The 17,052-nt window shown below is 59.7% G+C and carries 20 protein-coding genes; 9 read left to right on the plus strand and 11 right to left on the minus strand.

Annotation, left to right across the window (positions count from 1 at the left end; genetic code table 11):
- Positions 1–55: 55 nt before the first annotated feature.
- The 6 genes from ACR3E0_RS02610 to ACR3E0_RS02635 form a co-directional block, all read right to left on the minus strand.
- Positions 56–1,150 (minus strand): flagellar basal body P-ring protein FlgI, encoded by a 1,095-nt coding sequence (locus ACR3E0_RS02610; RefSeq protein WP_480475900.1) that lies wholly within the window; start codon positions 1,148–1,150, stop codon positions 56–58.
- Positions 1,147–2,118 (minus strand): flagellin, encoded by a 972-nt coding sequence (locus ACR3E0_RS02615; RefSeq protein ID WP_480475902.1) that lies wholly within the window; start codon positions 2,116–2,118, stop codon positions 1,147–1,149. Before ACR3E0_RS02615 ends, ACR3E0_RS02610 begins: the two co-directional genes overlap by 4 nt.
- 38 nt (positions 2,119–2,156) lie before the next feature.
- Entirely contained in the window at positions 2,157–3,608 is a 1,452-nt protein-coding gene (gene flgK, locus ACR3E0_RS02620; RefSeq protein WP_480475904.1) for a flagellar hook-associated protein FlgK, read from the minus strand.
- A 33-nt stretch (positions 3,609–3,641) separates the two neighbouring features.
- Positions 3,642–4,937 (minus strand): flagellar hook protein FlgE, encoded by a 1,296-nt coding sequence (locus ACR3E0_RS02625; protein WP_480475906.1) that lies wholly within the window; start codon positions 4,935–4,937, stop codon positions 3,642–3,644.
- Between the two features lie 91 nt (positions 4,938–5,028).
- Positions 5,029–5,868, minus strand: coding sequence for a flagellar motor protein MotB (locus ACR3E0_RS02630; RefSeq protein WP_480475908.1), 840 nt, complete (start codon positions 5,866–5,868; stop codon positions 5,029–5,031).
- Positions 5,869–5,960: 92 nt separating this feature from the next.
- Positions 5,961–7,280 carry a FliI/YscN family ATPase gene (locus ACR3E0_RS02635; RefSeq protein WP_480480922.1) on the minus strand — a complete coding sequence of 440 codons (1,320 nt, stop codon included), beginning with the start codon at positions 7,278–7,280 and terminating at the stop codon, positions 5,961–5,963.
- A 105-nt stretch (positions 7,281–7,385) separates the two neighbouring features.
- Between ACR3E0_RS02635 and ACR3E0_RS02640 the strand changes: the two genes are divergently transcribed.
- From ACR3E0_RS02640 to ACR3E0_RS02680, 9 genes are read left to right on the plus strand one after another with little or no spacing between them, the layout of a single operon-like run.
- Complete coding sequence (locus ACR3E0_RS02640; RefSeq protein ID WP_480480924.1) at positions 7,386–7,775, plus strand: FlgB family protein; 390 nt, start codon at positions 7,386–7,388, stop codon at positions 7,773–7,775.
- Positions 7,776–7,786: 11 nt separating this feature from the next.
- Positions 7,787–8,173, plus strand: a complete 387-nt coding sequence (gene flgC, locus ACR3E0_RS02645; RefSeq protein WP_480475910.1) for a flagellar basal body rod protein FlgC — start codon at positions 7,787–7,789, stop codon at positions 8,171–8,173.
- Positions 8,174–8,184: 11 nt separating this feature from the next.
- Positions 8,185–8,475: a flagellar hook-basal body complex protein FliE gene (gene fliE / locus ACR3E0_RS02650; protein WP_480475912.1), complete on the plus strand. Its 291-nt coding sequence runs from the start codon at positions 8,185–8,187 to the stop codon at positions 8,473–8,475.
- A 3-nt stretch (positions 8,476–8,478) separates the two neighbouring features.
- Positions 8,479–8,751, plus strand: coding sequence for a flagellar biosynthetic protein FliQ (locus tag ACR3E0_RS02655; protein ID WP_170433997.1), 273 nt, complete (start codon positions 8,479–8,481; stop codon positions 8,749–8,751).
- Entirely contained in the window at positions 8,751–9,461 is a 711-nt protein-coding gene (locus ACR3E0_RS02660) for a flagellar hook-basal body complex protein (RefSeq protein ID WP_480475914.1), read from the plus strand. Before ACR3E0_RS02655 ends, ACR3E0_RS02660 begins: the two co-directional genes overlap by 1 nt.
- Before the next feature lie 24 nt (positions 9,462–9,485).
- Positions 9,486–10,271 carry a flagellar basal-body rod protein FlgG gene (gene flgG / locus ACR3E0_RS02665; RefSeq protein ID WP_480475916.1) on the plus strand — a complete coding sequence of 262 codons (786 nt, stop codon included), beginning with the start codon at positions 9,486–9,488 and terminating at the stop codon, positions 10,269–10,271.
- Complete coding sequence (gene flgA / locus ACR3E0_RS02670; protein ID WP_480475918.1) at positions 10,271–10,690, plus strand: flagellar basal body P-ring formation chaperone FlgA; 420 nt, start codon at positions 10,271–10,273, stop codon at positions 10,688–10,690. The genes flgG and flgA overlap by 1 nt, the downstream gene beginning before the upstream one ends.
- Positions 10,690–11,421, plus strand: coding sequence for a flagellar basal body L-ring protein FlgH (gene flgH / locus ACR3E0_RS02675; protein WP_480475920.1), 732 nt, complete (start codon positions 10,690–10,692; stop codon positions 11,419–11,421). Before flgA ends, flgH begins: the two co-directional genes overlap by 1 nt.
- Before the next feature lie 9 nt (positions 11,422–11,430).
- The gene (locus ACR3E0_RS02680) at positions 11,431–11,952 is read left to right on the plus strand and encodes a flagellar basal body-associated FliL family protein (protein ID WP_480475922.1); all 522 of its coding nucleotides are present in this window, start codon (positions 11,431–11,433) and stop codon (positions 11,950–11,952) included.
- A 40-nt stretch (positions 11,953–11,992) separates the two neighbouring features.
- On the opposite strand, the gene ACR3E0_RS02685 is transcribed toward ACR3E0_RS02680, so the two are convergent.
- The 5 genes from ACR3E0_RS02685 to ACR3E0_RS02705 are packed head-to-tail and all read right to left on the minus strand — an operon-like array spanning position 11,993 to position 17,026.
- The gene (locus ACR3E0_RS02685) at positions 11,993–12,379 is read right to left on the minus strand and encodes a hypothetical protein (protein WP_480475924.1); all 387 of its coding nucleotides are present in this window, start codon (positions 12,377–12,379) and stop codon (positions 11,993–11,995) included.
- Positions 12,376–13,464 carry a flagellar type III secretion system protein FlhB gene (gene flhB / locus ACR3E0_RS02690; RefSeq protein ID WP_480475926.1) on the minus strand — a complete coding sequence of 363 codons (1,089 nt, stop codon included), beginning with the start codon at positions 13,462–13,464 and terminating at the stop codon, positions 12,376–12,378. Before flhB ends, ACR3E0_RS02685 begins: the two co-directional genes overlap by 4 nt.
- The gene (locus ACR3E0_RS02695) at positions 13,461–14,234 is read right to left on the minus strand and encodes a flagellar biosynthetic protein FliR (protein ID WP_480475928.1); all 774 of its coding nucleotides are present in this window, start codon (positions 14,232–14,234) and stop codon (positions 13,461–13,463) included. Before ACR3E0_RS02695 ends, flhB begins: the two co-directional genes overlap by 4 nt.
- Positions 14,231–16,318, minus strand: coding sequence for a flagellar biosynthesis protein FlhA (gene flhA, locus ACR3E0_RS02700; protein ID WP_480475930.1), 2,088 nt, complete (start codon positions 16,316–16,318; stop codon positions 14,231–14,233). Before flhA ends, ACR3E0_RS02695 begins: the two co-directional genes overlap by 4 nt.
- A 9-nt stretch (positions 16,319–16,327) precedes the next feature.
- A complete protein-coding gene (locus ACR3E0_RS02705; RefSeq protein ID WP_480475932.1) occupies positions 16,328–17,026 on the minus strand; it encodes a lytic transglycosylase domain-containing protein in 699 nt (232 codons plus the stop codon).
- Positions 17,027–17,052 lie beyond the last annotated feature (26 nt).

Genomic DNA, 17,052 nt, shown 5'->3' on the forward strand with positions numbered 1-17,052 from the left:
GAGTTGCCGCCACCTCCGACGCTCAAAGAAATGGCCTTCTGGAACTGCCCCCGAGTTATCTGACGATGAACTCGGCATGCAGTGCGCCTGCGGCCTTGATCGTTTTCAGAATGTCGATCATGTCCCGCGGCGACACACCCAGAGCGTTGAGCCCGGCCACGACCTCGGACAGGGTCGTGGCCTCGGGGATCTCGGCAAGACCTGTGCCTTCTTCCTCTTCGATACCGGCGATGGTCCTTGGTACGACAACGGTCTCTCCCCTGGCAAAGGGGTTGGGTTGCACCGCAATTGGAGCTTCTTCGACGGTCAGGGTCAGGTTGCCCTGGGATACGGCAACACGCGAAATGCGCACTTCCTGACCCATGACAATGGTGCCGGATCGTTGATCGACGACGACCCTGGCCTTGGTTTCCGGCTCCACCAGAATGTTCTCGATCCGGCCGATCGCATGTGCAGTGGAGATAGCCTGTGTCGCGGCAATATTCAGTTCAACGGTTCCGGAATCCCGCATAATCGCGACGGCACGGTTGAATTCCGTGTTTATGGCCACCTCGATGCGTCCGGCCGTTGTAAAGTCAGGCTCTCTCAAGGCCAGCCGCATCTGGGTCAGAGTTGACAGGTCAAAGTCTATTTCGCGTTCCACCCGTGCGCCCGAAGGGATCACCCCGGATGTGGGAACGCCCTGAACGACGGTTGCGGCGTCACCCTCGGCAACCGCGCCGCCCGCCAGAACCGTGCCCTGAGCCACCGCATAAATTTGCCCGTCCGCCGCGTTGAGCGGTGTCATGATCAGAGTTCCGCCCAAAAGGCTGTTAGAGTCTCCGATCGCCGATACCGTCACGTCGATCTGGCCTCCGACCCGTGAGAAGGGGGGCAGGCTGGCGGTCACAAGAACGGCGGCCACATTCTTGGGCCGGAAATCCTCACCTGTGACGTTAACACCCAGCCGTTCAAGGATGTTGGACATAATCTCTTCGGTAAATGGCGAGTTACGCAAACCGTCACCAGTTCCGTTCAACCCGACAACAAGACCATATCCCACAAGGTCGTTGCCCCGCACGCCGTCGAAATCAACCAGATCTTTCAGCCGGATAGCGCCGGCAAATGCCATGCCGGGCAGAAGGGCCAGAAGGAAAACAAGGACCCTCATCTCAGGAAGTTCACCAGAGACAGGCTCGCATTGCGAACGGTGACGGAATAGAGGCTTTCCAACTGGAACTGCACGGTCTGCAACTTGGTCGCCGTTTCATACGGGTCAGCCGCAATCAACTCGTTTCGGCTGAATTCCAGACTGGTGCGCGCGGCGGCATTGCGCGTGGCGGCCTGCTCGACACGGGCCTCGGCCGCGCCGACCTCGGCCCGGAGTTTGACGGTTTCGTCCTGCGCATTCGCCAGATCGACGCCCAGTTGGGTGAACAGGCTCGTACGCTGGTCCGGTGCCATCGCCAGTGCATCGTCCGAGACAAGCGCAGCGACGGCAACGTCCCTCAGGGCCGCCTTGAACGCTGGATCGGTCGCAGTGATGGGCAGCGTGACGCGTTCGTTCTCGGAAATCTGTATTGGGGCCAGCGTGGTGTCCGACCCCTGATATATTACGGCATCGAACCCGGTCGGGTCATTGAACCAGTTCTCGGCGGCCTGCCGAATATCGGACACGGTGGTCAGACCGGTCAGCTCGGCCTGCAATGCGGTCAGAAGTGTCTCGGATGACGGGAGTGGTGAGACATCCGTTGCCATACCGGAATACAGGCTGCGACCGCCGATCCGTGTATTGAGCGCGGACATCATCGTGTCCAGTTCGTTGCGTGCCATCACCGAGGCCTGCTCGTGGCTCACGGTTTGCTTGGCTGTACCGAAAGCCAGGAGGGACGATGTGATTTCGCCCAGTGACTCTCCAAAAGTCGTCAGGCTTTGCTGCATGGCGTCCGTGAACAGGCCCGCTTCGGCGGTGGCGATCCTGAACGCGTCGAGCCTGCCAAGGCTGCGATCCAGGTCGAGGATCTGGGAATAGTCGCCGCCCAGATGTTCGGACACGTTTTGTACCTTGCCGCTCGACAACTCGTAAGACAGGGTTTCGATTTCGCGTTTGATTTCTGTCGAGCGCGTTTGCAAAGCCATCCCGCGCGCCAGATCTCCTATGGACGTCAAGTTTATCATCACAACCTCAGAAGTGTATCCATCAACTCATCCACGACAGAGAGGAGCCGTGCATTTGCGGCGTAGACCTGTTCGATCTGCATCAGGCGCTGCAGTTCCTGATCGGTGTCCACACCTTGTTCAGCCTCGATCTGTGCCATCTGAATCTGGGCGCCATTTGCGAAGGCTTTTCGCTGTTCCGCCGCATGGGCGCTCGCGCCGGCCTTGGAAAGCAACGCTTCGGTCACTTCGGCGGCACGCATGTTGCCTGTCCCAAACGACGCGCCGACAACGGGGCGTGCGTCGGTCAGAATAGCCGCGAACGCCTGCAACTGCGTGGCATCACCCGGTTCGCCAGGGGTCGCAGAGCTCAGACCCGCGCGCAGTTTCCAACTGTCGCCCCCGGTGTCGGGATCCACAACAGAATTCAACGCAATGCGAGACGCCAGGCCGGTTATCATGGTCGGATCGAACCGGTTTCCGTCATCTGTGAACAGGCCGGGATCGGTCGCTGTGACAGAGGGGTCCAACCCGGCGGTTTCATAGCGTTCGATCAGATCGCGGGCGACTGTATCCAGCTGTATCTGAGCCTCGACGGCCAGCTCATCCCGGATCATGAACTGCGCCATCAGTGCGCCACCGCGAATCTGAGCGGTGTCGCCGCTGGTTCGGACTGGGTGTCCATTCATTTCCAGCCCCGACAGCAGGCCGTTGGCGACAGTCATTTGCGGTTTTGTTTCGCCGGTGGTTGTAAATGAGAACTCCGCCGCTGTCCCCTCCAACAGAATCAGACCGCCATCGGAATAGAGGGACACCCGGTCATTGTCGCGTGCCACGACGTTGACCGGGACCAGTTCATTGACCTGGTCAATCAGAACCTGCCGTTGATCCAGCAAAGCCCCAATATCACCTCCAGAGTTCCGAACTCCCGGGATCTTGTCGTTCAGATTTTCGATATCCTTGAGGACCTGATTCAGGGTTTCGATTTGAGCTCCGATCTTTCGGTCTGCATCAGACCGCGCCTGTCGCACCCCCTCGGATGCTGCGTTCAGGCCGGTCGCCAAATCGCGCCCCGACCGGGCCACCTGGTCGAGGCGTTCCGCGGAATCGGGCAGGCTGGCCGCCATGACGAGGCTGCCGTCAAAGGCGGATAGGCGTGCGGCCAGGGACGTCGCGGCGTCGGCAGGTCCGACCAGTCGTTCAAATCCGGTCTGGAAGTCAGAAATCGCCGTCCGATAAGACATCTCCGCGTCTGCTGCGCGCCGGTTGGCCACCAAAACGGGGTCCTGATGCCGGATTACCCCAACAGTGCGCACGCCGTTCCCGGAAATCGGGCTGGTCGCCAGTTCAAGGGATCTGCGGGCATAGCCCGGTGTCAGGGCATTGGCGATGTTACCCGAGACAACCGCTGCCCCACGGCTGGCCGCCGTCAATCCGCCCAATGCGTTGTTCAAAGCCGTCGACATGTTCATGAGGCGTTTCCTTTCCCGTGGTCAGACCACGGATCAGCGTTTGATATTGGTGGTTTCCTGCAACATCTCGTCCACAGTCTGGATCACCTTGGCGCTGGAGGAATAAGCCCGCTGTGTCTGGATCATCGAGGTGAGTTCCGTCGCGACATCTGTCGTCGATTCCTCGCGCGCGAAGGACACTATTTCCCCGGTCGGGCCTTCTCCGGCGTTCCAAAGGAAGAACGTGCCGCTGTCACGGGACGGTGCATATGTCTGACTGTCCAGAGCCGTCAAACCATTGGGGTTGGGAACATCGGCGAGCGGAATTTGGAACATGCGGCGGCTGACACCGGTGTCATAAAACGCATAGACGTAGCCGTTCTCGTCCACCTGAACACTTGTCATCGTCCCAACCGCGGAACCGTCACGGTCGATAGAAACCGGTACGAACGTATCGGACAGTTGGGTGATGCCGTCCGGATCCCCGATCTCGCCAATATTGACCTCCATCGGACCACCGGCAACGCTGACGACGACGCTGCCGGTTGCCGGGTCATATGCACCCCCGGACACAGTGGTCACAGTGGCCAGAGTGCCGCCGGCGGTTCGGCTGTCGGTAAAGGTCAGCGTATATTCCCCAATGATCGCACCGCCCGACGCCGAATCGCGCATGATCATCGTCCATTCATTGCTGCTGCCGCCGGCAGGAACGGTTGGCACCAACTCGATATCGACGCTTTCAGATTTGCCCAGATTGTCAAAATACTCGACCGACAAGGGTTGCGTATCGCCCGAAGCTCCGGCTTCGGTTTCCGTGGCCGGCAGGTTCATGCGCAGGTTCATTCGTGTCGTTGGAGAGCCCGAAAGCTGATTGGAGCTCAGTTGAATAGGCTCCAGCGCGGCGGGTGTGTCCCGGGGCACGGCCGGGATCGATCCGTCTGCCGCTGCGCGCCACCCCAGCAGGACAAGCCCGGACTCGGTAACCAGATACCCCTGGTCGTTGGTGCGGAAGGACCCTGTTGTGGTCAACAACATCTCATTCGAGCCTGATGCAATCTGGGAACTGGACCGCACGGGCAACATCCCGCGGCCGCGCACCGCCAGATCGGTCGAGTTGGTCGTACCGACAAGCGAACCACGCTGATCAATTAGCCGCTGGCTGGTGGTTCGTACGCCCCCCGCCGAGTAGTTGCCGCCCTGACCGGACGTGACCATTGAATGGAAGTCCGTCTCTACCCGCTTGTAACCGAAGGTCGAGGAGTTGGCGATATTGTCGGAAATCGTGGCCAGCCTGTTGGCGTTGGCCTTCAACGCCGCCACACCGGCATTCAGCGAAGAGGAAATTGTCATCGGCGCGCCCTTCTGTTGCGTCAATCTTTGATGCAACAGGTAACGCGCTTGCCCTTAACAGCGGGCTAACAGGTAAAATGCGGTCTATCCTTTAGGAGCTGCGCAGAAAGATGATCTCGATTCTGTTGTTGCGGGGCGCCATGGGAACGTCGCTGTGCAGTTTCCGGTCCGCGTGACCGGTGACCCGATCAAGGCGCTGCGGCTCTATTCCGTTATTCTGCAACATCTGTCGCACCGTCTGGGCCCGGGCCGTCGATAAATCCCAGGCCGGGTTCTGCGCCAGGACGATCGGAAAAGCGCTGACATGTCCTTCGACGGCCACCGCGTTTGTCACCAGATCCGAGGACCGTGCAACCATGTGTCCAAGTGCGCGCATAACCGGCGTCGGAGTATCTGTGCCGGACTCGAACAGCGGCTGATCATCCGTGTCAAACAGCTCCACGACCAACCCCTCATCCGTCACGCGGGTGACAATGTGCTTTAGGAGCTTGTCCGACACCGTGCTTTCTCCCGTGCGCCCCAGAAGCTGCGCTTCGAGCGAAGAGAAATCTTCGAAGGCGCCTTTGCCGGCGCCATCTTCATCCACACCGGTTGACCCGCGCGCCTCGCGGGATTCTGTCGGGTTGCGGTTGCTGGCGCCCGAGCCGTCCATCACCAGTGTTTTTTCCGAGAACATGTTGTTGCCGCCAAAGGCGCCATCGCCGCCGCCCGACACCGGATTGACCGGAATCGACGGCGAAAAGTAATCCGCCAGACCCTTGCGTTGTTTCTCGGTCGTTGCGTTCAGCAGCCACATCAACATGAAGAACGCCATCATGGCGGTGACAAAGTCTGCATATGCAACCTTCCACGCGCCACCGTGATGACCATCGCTGGCCACGATACGTTTCTTCTTGATGATGATTGGCGCCGCATTGGATTGCGCACCCATCTCCACCACCTTTTCTCACCCGAGTACCGGGGTAGCAGCAGAGATGTTAAGGCGGGCTTAATACATAAAACTGTTCGGGTTTCGCGCGCGGTTCACCTTGGCAAACCAGCCGAGGCGCGGCGGAGAATCAGTGACAACCGGTTGAAACTGTTTTCAACGCCCTCCGCGTCGGGTTTACCAAAGAATTCGTCCAGGTCTGCGTGGACGCGGACGGCCTGATCCAACATTGGATCCGCCCCTTCGGAGTAGAGTCCGGCCCTGATCATCACTTCGGATTGCTCATAGCTGCCCACCAGCTTGCGCGTTTCTGCGATCATCTGGTTTTCCGCCTCGGTAGCGGCCCCCGGCAGACTGCGCGATACCGACCGGCTGAGGTCAATCGCCGGAAAGCGGCCGCGTTCGGCAATGTTCCTGCTCAGTACAACGTGGCCGTCCAGAACGCCCCGCAGGATATCTGCAACGGGTTCGTCCATGTCGGACCCGGCAACCAGAACGCTGAAAACGGCAGTTATATCGCCCTGATCCTGGGTACCCGGCCCGGCGCGTTCGCAGAGATTGGCGATCAAGGGGGTCACGGACGGGGGAAAACCGCGCAGCGAAGGCGATTCTCCCATGGCCACGGCGATCTCCCGATGGGCTTCGGCAAAGCGTGTGACGGAATCCGCCAGGAACAAAACGTTCAGGCCCTGATCGCGCAGGAACTCCGCCACAGACATTGCCGACCACGCGCAGCGCCTGCGGGCCAGTGCGGACTTGTCCGACGTTGCGGCGACAACCACGGATCGTTTCATGGCCCCCGGGCCCAGCGCGCTGTCCACAAACTCGTTCACTTCCCGCCCGCGCTCGCCGATCAGGGCGATCACGACCGCATCCGCTTGCATGGATTGCGCCAGCGTAGCCAGCAGAGAGGATTTCCCGACACCAGAGCCCGCAAACAGACCGACTCGCTGTCCTTGGACGATGGGCAGGACGGTGTTCAGAACCGCCAGGCCAGTAGCCATGCGGTCGCCCAATGGCCTGCGGTCAACAGCCGGTGGGGGCGCCTGCACAATGTCGCGGTCCTGTGGTCCGTTCAGTAGTGGCTTTCCGTCCAGCGGTTGACCGAAAGGATCAATGACGCGGCCCAGCCAGTGCATGCCCGGCGCGAACCCAGGTGAGGGGTCCAACACCACGCGATCCCCAAGACTGACCCCGTCAGGTGCGGCCCCCGGCAGCATGTGAATATGGTCGGCGCCGACATGCAACACTTCACCCGCCAGATCCGGACCCGAGCGGCGCCGCAATGTCAGAAGATCTCCGATTCTGGCCTGTGCGGTCAAACCGGCCACTTCGATCACGCCTTCGGCCACGCCGGTCACTAATCCGACATGCCGGACCGCACTCATCCTGTCGAATTCACCTTTCAGAAGCATCGGGTCGAGATCGGACATCGCAGTGTCTCCAATTGGTTTCTGAAAACGGTTTCTAAAGGAATCGGGGTTAAGCCTTGATTGAAATTGATCGAGGGAGAAGCCCCGATGTTCTCGGACCTGAACGTCTTTAAGACAGCGTACGCAATGGCAACCCATGCCGGGCAACGGCAGGCTGTCATTTCGCGCAACATGGCCAATGCGGATACGCCGGGCTACCAGCCGCGCGACATCGAGGCTTTCAAAACAGCTTATGAAAACACCGGTCGCGGGCATGAAATGACAGCAACCCGGCCCGGGCATTTGCATGGCACCGCACCGATTGGTCAGTCCTGGGCGGAACATGTTGCCCTGCCGTCGGGTGATCCCAATGGCAACGGTGTCTCGTTGGAGCAGGAAATGCTCAAAGCGATCGAGGTTAAACGTCAGCACGACCGCGCGTTGGCGATCTACCGCACGTCTATCGGCGTCCTGCGATCCAGTCTGGGCCGGGCGTAACAGAGGTTGATATGAGTGATTTTTCCCATTCCCTGACCGCGTCAGCCAATGCCTTGCGGGCGCAAGCCGCCAGGTTGCGCCACGTGTCTGAAAACATCTCGAATGCAGATACGCCGGGTTACAGACGTAAGACAGTCCCGTTCGAAACGGTCCAAAAAGACGGCAAAGATGTCGTTCAGGCTGGTCGCGTGCGGCTTGACCGCAGCGATCTGAGCCGCGTTTACGATCCCGGCCATCCGCTGGCTGACGAATCCGGCCATTATCGCGGATCAAATGTCGATCTGATGATCGAAATCGCTGACGCGCGAGAGGCTCAGCGCAGTTACGAGGCCAACCTCAAGATGTTCGACCAGGCGCGGCAGATGTCGTCGAGCCTAATGGAATTGCTTAGAAAATAAGGAAACCCAGAATGGATATCCGATCACTGACTGCTGCGCAGAACTATGCGTTTGCGCGACCCGCGACGCAGGCCGACCCTGACCACAGTGGTGTCGCCCAAGGGATGCGATCCGCATTTCAGGACTTTGCCACCACCCTGAAACACAGCGAGCAAATGGCCGAGACGGCAATGACCGGTCAGGTTGACCCGCATGCCTTGGTTCAGGCGCTGGCGCATACCGAACTTGCCGTCGAGACCGCCGTGATCGTGCGCAACAAGGTGGTTGAAGCCTATCAGGAAATCCTGCGAATGCCGGTCTGAGCGATGCTGAGCGAAGGTCTTTTCTATGACGTTGTGCGCCAGGCGCTTTGGATCGCGGTCATTACCTCGGTTCCGATCCTGGCAATGGCGCTTCTGTCGGGTCTGGTCGTGGGCCTGTTTCAGGCGTTGACCTCAATCCAGGAAATGACCCTGACCTTCGTTCCGAAACTCGTCGCCATTGTCATCGTGTTCTGGATTTCTATGGGATTCATGACCCAGACGCTTGTCACTTTTTTCACCGGGACGCTTGTTCCTTTGATCGCAGGAGGCCGCTGATGGATACGGCTTACACCACATTGTCGCGCCAATCCGGGTTAATGAAGGAAATGCGTCTGGTGGCCAACAATATCGCCAACGCAAACACAACCGGGTACCGCCAGCAAGGTCTGGTTTTTTCGGAGTTCATCAAGGATCTGCCCAACTCCCCCTCGCTGTCGATGAGCCGGGCCGAGGCCCGCAATACCTCCCTGCAACAGGGTGTTCTGACGGAAACCGGCGGCCAGTTCGATTTTGCCATCGAAGGCGAGGGGTTTTTTCTGATCGAAACGCCGGCAGGCAACCGTCTGACGCGGGCGGGCAGCTTCTCTCCTAACGCTCAGGGTGATCTGGTGACGATGGACGGCGCGCGGGTGCTCGACAGCAACGGATCGCCCATCTTCGTGCCGCCGGATGTCGCGTCCATCGATGTCGGCAGTGACGGCACGCTGAGCATGAACGGGCAGTTGTTGGGCCAGATAGGTGTTTATCGCGTGGGGGAGCCAAGGGATCTGGTACGCGAAGGCAACACACGGTTCCGCGCTCAGGGCGATGTTGAACCGGTTGAAGAACCGGTTGTTCTGCATCGTTTTCTCGAAGGATCGAATGTCAATGCCATCGAGCAGGTGACCCGCCTGATCGAGGTTCAGCGCGCCTATGAACTGGGCCAAAGCTTTCTAGAAACCGAAGACGAGCGTCTGCGGGGCGCGTTCAAAGCGCTGATGCGCTGATTTGCTGACACAGGAGACACTGACATGCGTGCACTGAAAATTGCCGCCACCGGCATGACCGCGCAACAGATGCGGGTTGAGACGATTTCGAACAATCTGGCGAACATGAACACCACGGGCTACAATGCCCGCCGCGCGGAATTCGCGGATCTGCACTATCAGCAGATGGCGCGCGCCGGAACCGTGAATGCCTCGGACGGGACTGTTTTGCCAACGGGCATTCAACTGGGCCTTGGTGTGCGTCCTGCCGCCGTCACCGTGCAACTGGCGCAAGGCGCGTTGTCCCAGACCGGCAGCGATCTGGATATAGCGATTGAGGGCCGAGGATATCTGGAGGTGACCCTGCCGAACGGTCAGTCCGCCTTTACCCGCGATGGCAGTTTGAAAAGGTCGGCAGAGGGTTTGATCGTGACCTCCGATGGCTTTGCCGTGGCGCCCGAGATTACGATCCCGGATGATGCCAGGTCGATTTCGATCAACGCGGTGGGCGAGGTTTATGCCTATTTCGATGACACCGCGGAAGGGCAGTTGCTGGGTGAGTTCACTCTGACGAGTTTCTCGAACGCCAAGGGGCTCGAGGCAATTGGCAGCAATCTTTTCAAGGAAACCGAGGCTTCTGGGGCGCCGGTTGTGGGATCGCCGGGTGAGGACGGTCTGGGCACCTTGCGGCAAGGCTATCTGGAAGACAGTTCCGTCGACGCCGTTCGTGAAGTGACAGAACTGATCGAAGCGCAGCGCGGGTATGAAATGAATGCCAAGGTCATTTCGGCCGCGGATCAGATGATGGCCGCAACGACCCAGGTGCGGTGATGCGTGTCCTGCTGCTCCTGTTCCTGGTAATGGCCGTGCCCTTGAGCGCGCAGGCTGACATTGTCGTGTCGACCCGAACCATTCGCGCGAAGGAGATCATTGCCGCGGCAGATCTGGAGACACAGCCCAAGACCATACCGGGCGCTGTCTCAAAAGTAGAGGTTTTGATCGGACAGGAAGCCCGCGTGGCGCTCTATCCCGGACGCCCAATTCGCGAAACGGATGTCGGTCCCCCAGCTATCGTTGATCGAAATGATCTGATTCTTTTGGTATTCAACCGCGCATCTCTTTCCATCACCACCGAAGGTCGCGCTCTGGGGCGCGGAGCCGCTGGCGACCGCATCCGCGTCATGAATCTGTCGTCGCGTACGACCGTGTCGGGCCGTATTCGGCCCGATGGTCAAATCGAGGTAAACTGATGTCTGCGTTGTCAAAATCTCTTGTTCTCACGATATTTGCCCTGTCTTCCTGCGGGCGTCTGGATCACTTGGGGAAGCCACCAAGTTTCACGCCGCAGGAAGAGTCGCCCGAGCAGGTCGCCATGCTGTGGCCCGGCCTGCCCCTGCACACCCAATCGCAGCGCAATGTCGACAGGGCGTCGCTTTGGAGCGGCGGTCAACACTCGCTGCTGGGCGATCAAAGGGCCATCAAGAAGGGCGATATCCTGACGGTTGTCATCGAACTGGACGAAGAGGCCGAGATCTCCAATAACACCAACCGCTCCCGGTCCGGTTCGGAAAACCTTGGGGTTGTCGGTCTGTTCGGTCTGCCGCAACGGGCGCAAAACAGCTTGCCAGAAGGCGCATCGCTGGAAGAGGCGGTCTCGATTGACTCTGATGCGTCCAGTTCGGGGCGCGGGTCGGTCCGGCGGAACGAGAAGCTGACATTGCGCGTCGCTGCGACCGTGTTGGATGTGCTGCCAAATGGGGTTTTGTCGATCTCAGGCTCACAGGAGCTGCGCGTGAACTTTGAATTGCGGGAGCTGCTGGTCGCCGGATACGTCCGCCCGCAGGATATCTCGCGCAAGAACGAGATCACCTATGACAAAATAGCTTCGGCGCGGGTGTCCTATGGCGGGCGCGGGCAGATAACCGACGTGCAGCAGCCAAGATATGGCCAGCAGGTCCTCGATTCCCTGTTGCCGTTCTGAGGTCTGGCCGTGACAAAACTGCTGATACCCTTGATGTTCATGGTTGCCGGGCTTGGAGCCGGAATCGGTGCGGGTATGTTCCTGTCACCATCCGGCGAAGGAGATGACCTACCAGCGGACAAAGACGCCGGTGTTAACTCAGAGCAACTGGTGGACACGCCAGCCAAACCCGATTCAGAAACGGTTGACAAACCCGGCGGGTCGGCCGGGTTCGATTACCTCAAAATGACCAAGCAGTTTGTTGTTCCGGTTGTCGAAGACGATGAAATCAGGGCTTTGGTCACGATGTCCTTAAGCCTTGAGGCGCATCCGTCCGTCACCGAGACCTTTTATGCGATCGAACCAAAACTGCGGGATGGGTTCCTTCAGGTTCTCTTCGATCATGCCAATACCGGCGGATTTGACGGCACGTTCACGCAATCTGACAATCTTGACGTGTTGCGCAAGGCGTTGTTGGAGGTGGTTCGCAAGGATCTCGGCAACGATGTGTCTCAGGTTCTCATCACAAGCGTCAACAGGCAGGATAGCTGAGTCGGAAACGGATTGCATTCTGAACCTGGTTCAGCTGTTTCTATTGCGTTGATCGCTTTTTGACCAAGGCTCGCCTGCTGGCGTCTTGCATACCAACCGACAGGTTTTCAACCGCCCGTTTGCGTCCGAATGCTTGACGCAGGGCGTCCAACGCTGCGAGTTTCTGAGACCGCAGCCGGGCGAGTTCCATGTTCAGTTGGCGGCGGGTGGCGGATTCCCATCCGTTCCACAGGATATCCGCGCCCGAGACTCGGTACCCGTCGCTGCCGGCACTGTCCTTGCGCGCCTGATGCAGTTGCTCATCCAAACGGGCCAATTGGCGCTGAAGCCGCGCTTCGGCCTCCAGCACCGGGCGGAGCGTTTGGAACTTCTGCTGAAACATCGCTTCGGTCACGGTTTCGAGGTCCTGCAGTTTTGAGCGTCTCATTGGATCTGTCCTTTCGCCCGTTTGCGCATCGCTTCTGCAAACCGGATGGCAGCGGCCACCGGACGGTAGAGGTCTTCCGGGATTTCCTGTCCGATTTCGACGGTCGCGTGCAACGCACGCGCGGTCGGGGGATCGGCGTGGAGCGGAACATCAGCCTGCTCCGCTGCCGACCGGATTGCTGCAGCAACCTCATCCACGCCTTTTGCCACGCAGACAGGTGCCGCGCCGGCGGCGCGTGACCACTTGAGCGCAACGGCAAAATGCGTTGGGTTCACGATGACGACATCGGCGGTCGGGACATCGGCCATCATCTGGCCTGCAGCTATTTCCTGGGCGCGCTGACGTCGATGCTGTTTGACGTGGGGATCGCCTTCGGCATCCTTGGTTTCATCCTGGATTTCCTTTCGCGACATCCGGTTCTTGCGGATATGTTCCGCATATTGCCAAAGGTAATCGACAATCCCGATGGCCAGCGCGATCACGATGACGATGAACAGAAACCGAAACAGCAGGTTCATCATCAGCAAGATCGAGGATCGCGACGGCGCCGCGCTGGCCGACAGAATCTCCATCAGGTTTGCCCACAGAAAAAGGGCCAGGCAGGTGCTGTAGATGGCAAGTTTGACGAAGCTTTTTGCGAACTCGAAAAGACCGCCGCGTCCGAATTTGTTCTTTGCATTTGAAATGATCGAGACGCGGGACAGTTTTGGTTTCAGCTTGTCGGGCGAAAAGACAAGCGCGCGCTGGGCGATCAGGCTGAGCACCACGGCAGCCGCCGGAAGGGCAAACAACAGCATGACCGGAACAAGTGTTCCCCTGAGCAAGCCACCAACCGGGGCAGAGGCGGGACCAATTGTCATCAGGTGCGACAATGGCTCAGACTGGTCGAAAAGAACCATGAAGGCCGTGCCCAGACGCTCGGCCGCGTATGGCCCTGCGGTCAGCAGGGCGATCAATAACCCGGCGTAACCGGCCACGCCGGACAAATCTGTGGATTTGGCGACTTCGCCTTTTTCCCGCGCTTTTTGAAGCTTTTGCGGTGTTGGGTCAAAGGACTTGTCGCTGTCGTCGTCCGAGGGGTTCATGGCAGTGGCCCGACCGGGTTCCGGATGAAGTCGAACAACGCATCCGACCAGACCGACAAGATCAAAGGTGCCCCGGCAAACAGCAGGAAGAGGCCCGCAAATGTGATGGCCGGCGCGCCGACAAACGCCACCATCAACTGCGGCATCGCCCGGTTGATCACGCCGAGCGCCAGATTGTAGATCAGGGACGCGATGACAAAGGGCGTCGCCAGGGCAAAGGCCAGTCCGAAACTGCGCGATATCTGCTGCACCCCCCAGCGCGACAGGTCCGGTGCCGGAAGAGCAAGGCCGGCAGGAAACAGGGCGTAGCTGTGGATCAGGAATTGCGCCACACGGACATGAAGGCCCAGCAAAACGGCCAGGGCCAGACCCGCCAGCGTCAGCAGGTACCCCATTGCCGGGACCGGGTCGACGGCTGCACCGCCCAAGATTTGTGCCAGCGACGTGGACTGTGCCGCAATGGACCCTGCGGTCTGCAGCGCCAGGACAAAGAGGCGCAGACCCATGCCCAGGGCCAGTCCGATCAATATTTCCGTTCCCACCATTCGCGCCATCGGCAGAAGTCCGGGCGCAGCAGCGGGAATGGAGACAGCCGGCGTCACGATCAGCGTGAAGGCCACAGCGATACCCAGTTTCACCCGGGTGGGTATGCTGCGTTCACCGAAGGCGGGCAGCAGGGAGACCAGAGCAGAGATCCGAAGGAAAACGACGAACAAGTGCCACAACCCCGCGCCCAGTTGAGGCAAAAGCTCGGGTGGCAGAGCGATCACGCGGGCACCGTTCCGACCAGAGCGGGTCGCGCCTCTAACCCGATTTCCTCGAAGGACAGAACCGGGTTCGACACGCCACGCGCCTGCATGATGGTTCGCAACAGACGGCGACGTCGAGTGGATGTGACGACGGCGGGAAACAGACCCTGGTCGGCCGAACTTGTGACCGTACCGACCACGCCATCCGCCAGTTTGTTAAACAGGTTGGGCGGCAACGCCACGTCCAGACCGGCATTGGGTGTGTCGATCTGGTAGGTGGTGAACGTGTCCTCCCATTCCGGATCCAGCTGAATCAGTGGGATTGACCCATCTTCGCGTTTCATGTCGGCGACCAGTTGGAACCCGAGCCTTTGCCGGACCAGCTCGCAGATCCCTTCGGGCTGGGTTGTCGACAGACGCGCTTCGGCAACGGCCTCCAGGATCAGGGTCATGTTGCGGATCGAAACCCGCTCATCCAGCAGCAGGCGCAGCACTGAATGCAACGTGTCGATCGGTACCTTGTCGGGGATCAACTCGTCTAGCAGTTTGCGGTTGGCCTCGGCCCTGACCGGATCGCTGAGCCGGGTCATCTCGGACAGCAGGCGTCTCAGGGATTTCAGGGTCAGCAGGCGGGAGAAATTCTGTTTGATGATCTCCAGCAGATGTGTGGCCAGAATTTCCGGAGGCGACACGATGGTCGCCCCGCTCAACGCCGCCTCCTCCTGATCCTTTGGCAAGATCCAGCGTGCCGGTGCGCCATAGACAGGCTCGGTCACATCATTGCCGTCGGGCAGAAGGTCGGGCCCGTCCTGCACCAGCGCCAGCACCAGATCCGGGTTCAACACGCCGCGCGCCTGTTCCACACCATGCACCTTGATCACATAGGTTCCGGTGGGCAGATCCGCGCGGTCGGTCAGGCGGATATCCGGCAGGATCAGGCCAAAGGTCGAGGCCACATAGGTGCGCATATTTGCGATCCGGGCATCCAGCCCCGTCCCGGCGTTCAAAACCATACTGATGAGATCGGGTGCGAATTCCAGATGCACGTCGTCAAGGTCCAGAATGTCCCCGATGGCCTGTGATACGGGTGTATCAGACTCCGCAGGCGTCGTGTGCTCTGCTATCTCTTCGGCCTGTTGCTTCCGGTGGACCCGAAACGCCGTGAAACCCAAAACGGCGGCCCCAAGGATGAAGGGCAGAAACGGCAATCCGGGCACCAGGGCAAACAGAAACATCAATACGGCAACGGTGCTCAACGCGGCTGGGTGCCGGCCCAGCTGCGAGAAAATCGCGCTATCGGTTGCGCCCTGCGTGCCGCCGCGTGCCAGCAAAAGGGCCGACGCAATGGAAATGATGACGGCGGGGATCTGCGACACCAGCCCATCCCCGACGGTCAGAATCGCGTACGTCTCGAAAGCCGACGAAACCGGCATGCCATGTACGATCACGCCCATCACAAGGCCCATGACAAGGTTCAGCAAGGTGATCAGCAACCCCGCGACGGCATCGCCCTTGACGAATTTCGACGCCCCGTCCAGCGAGCCGAAAAACGTCGTTTCCTGTTGTTCCCGTTCGCGCCGTTCCTTGGCCTGCTGATGATCGATTGCACCTGCGGACATGTCGCTGTCGATCGCCAGTTGCTTGCCCGGCATTCCGTCCAGCGCAAATCGCGCACCGACCTCGGCCATACGAGCAGCACCTTTGGTGATGACCATGAAATTCACGATCAGCAGGACGCCAAACACGACGAGGCCAAGGAAGATACTGCCGCCCATAACGAACTGGGCAAACCCCTCGATCACGTCCCCTGCCGCATTGGGGCCTGTATGACCCTGGCCGATGATCAGCTTGGTGGACGAGACATTCAGCGACAGGCGGAGCATCAATGAGGCGAGCAGGATGGTTGGAAAGGACGAGAAATCCAGCGGCCGCTCGATAAACAATGTCAGGGTAAAGATCAGGATCGCCAGCGCAAACGAGGCGGCCAGCCCAAGGTCCAGCACCCAGGCAGGCATCGGCAGGATCATCATCACGATGACCGTCATCAGCGCCAGCGCCAGCAGGACAGTGGGTGAAAACAGGGTCCGGGCGTCGATTTTGGGCAATCGAACCTCCTAGTTGAACGCGATAAAGGCGGCGGCAGAGTTTGCTACAGGCACCAGTGACCCCAGCATCCCGTGGCTGGGGGGCGTTGTTGAAAACGGGATCAATGGTGCGGCCGCTCGAGTAAAAGGATCGCCGGACATAGCCAGGGCTCGCTCGGGTTCTGCGCCATCCAGACGAGCAAGGACGTCTTGGAAGCGGCCCCGATAGGCCTCTGCCAAGGACGGCGTTCTTGAATGATACGCACCGGCTGCGGCGGACCAGGATCCAAGCTCGGCATATAGCTCTGTCAGAAACCGGGCCGCATATGTGGCGTTTTCATCCGGATCAAACATTGCATCAATCGACCGGAACGCCTTGCCATGCCAGCGGTAATTGATTTGGAAACACCCGACATCAAAGCTGCGCTTGCCCGCCTTGAAGATGTCGAAGACGTAAGATTTCGCCTCAATTTCCGATGTGAACCAGTGACCCTGCCCCTCGACATTGATGGTCCAAGGCCAGGGTTCCAGGCGACCGTCCCGCGCACGCCCGGTTTCCACGCGCGAAATGGCTCGTAGAACATCCAGCGGCACATCCTCGGACAGGGCCGCACGACGGGCGGCCTGATCACACACCGCTGCCGTGTGCGCCCTCGGCATAGCAAACCCCGGCTGAGCGGCAAGCGTCAGCGCCAAAAGGAGGTAAAGGGGGATCTTTCGATTTGGCATTCTGCCGGTCCGGGATTCTGATCACT

Source organism: Ruegeria sp. AJ12 (genome assembly GCF_056536245.1).

Bases quoted from the DNA above. Each gene is read 5' to 3' on its own strand.
- ACR3E0_RS02705 (WP_480475932.1), bottom strand. From the start codon at position 17,026: ATGCCAAATCGAAAGATCCCCCTTTACCTCCTTTTGGCGCTGACGCTT.
- fliE (WP_480475912.1), top strand. From the start codon at position 8,185: ATGGATATCCGATCACTGACTGCTGCGCAGAACTATGCGTTTGCGCGA.
- flgG (WP_480475916.1), top strand. From the start codon at position 9,486: ATGCGTGCACTGAAAATTGCCGCCACCGGCATGACCGCGCAACAGATG.
- ACR3E0_RS02630 (WP_480475908.1), bottom strand. From the start codon at position 5,868: ATGGGTGCGCAATCCAATGCGGCGCCAATCATCATCAAGAAGAAACGT.
- flgK (WP_480475904.1), bottom strand. From the start codon at position 3,608: ATGAACATGTCGACGGCTTTGAACAACGCATTGGGCGGATTGACGGCG.
- flhB (WP_480475926.1), bottom strand. From the start codon at position 13,464: ATGAACCCCTCGGACGACGACAGCGACAAGTCCTTTGACCCAACACCG.
- ACR3E0_RS02640 (WP_480480924.1), top strand. From the start codon at position 7,386: ATGTTCTCGGACCTGAACGTCTTTAAGACAGCGTACGCAATGGCAACC.
- ACR3E0_RS02655 (WP_170433997.1), top strand. From the start codon at position 8,479: ATGCTGAGCGAAGGTCTTTTCTATGACGTTGTGCGCCAGGCGCTTTGG.
- flgC (WP_480475910.1), top strand. From the start codon at position 7,787: ATGAGTGATTTTTCCCATTCCCTGACCGCGTCAGCCAATGCCTTGCGG.
- ACR3E0_RS02660 (WP_480475914.1), top strand. From the start codon at position 8,751: ATGGATACGGCTTACACCACATTGTCGCGCCAATCCGGGTTAATGAAG.
- ACR3E0_RS02610 (WP_480475900.1), bottom strand. From the start codon at position 1,150: ATGAGGGTCCTTGTTTTCCTTCTGGCCCTTCTGCCCGGCATGGCATTT.
- ACR3E0_RS02635 (WP_480480922.1), bottom strand. From the start codon at position 7,280: ATGCTTCTGAAAGGTGAATTCGACAGGATGAGTGCGGTCCGGCATGTC.
- ACR3E0_RS02625 (WP_480475906.1), bottom strand. From the start codon at position 4,937: ATGACAATTTCCTCTTCGCTGAATGCCGGTGTGGCGGCGTTGAAGGCC.
- flgH (WP_480475920.1), top strand. From the start codon at position 10,690: ATGTCTGCGTTGTCAAAATCTCTTGTTCTCACGATATTTGCCCTGTCT.
- ACR3E0_RS02615 (WP_480475902.1), bottom strand. From the start codon at position 2,118: ATGGCTTTGCAAACGCGCTCGACAGAAATCAAACGCGAAATCGAAACC.
- ACR3E0_RS02685 (WP_480475924.1), bottom strand. From the start codon at position 12,379: ATGAGACGCTCAAAACTGCAGGACCTCGAAACCGTGACCGAAGCGATG.
- flgA (WP_480475918.1), top strand. From the start codon at position 10,271: ATGCGTGTCCTGCTGCTCCTGTTCCTGGTAATGGCCGTGCCCTTGAGC.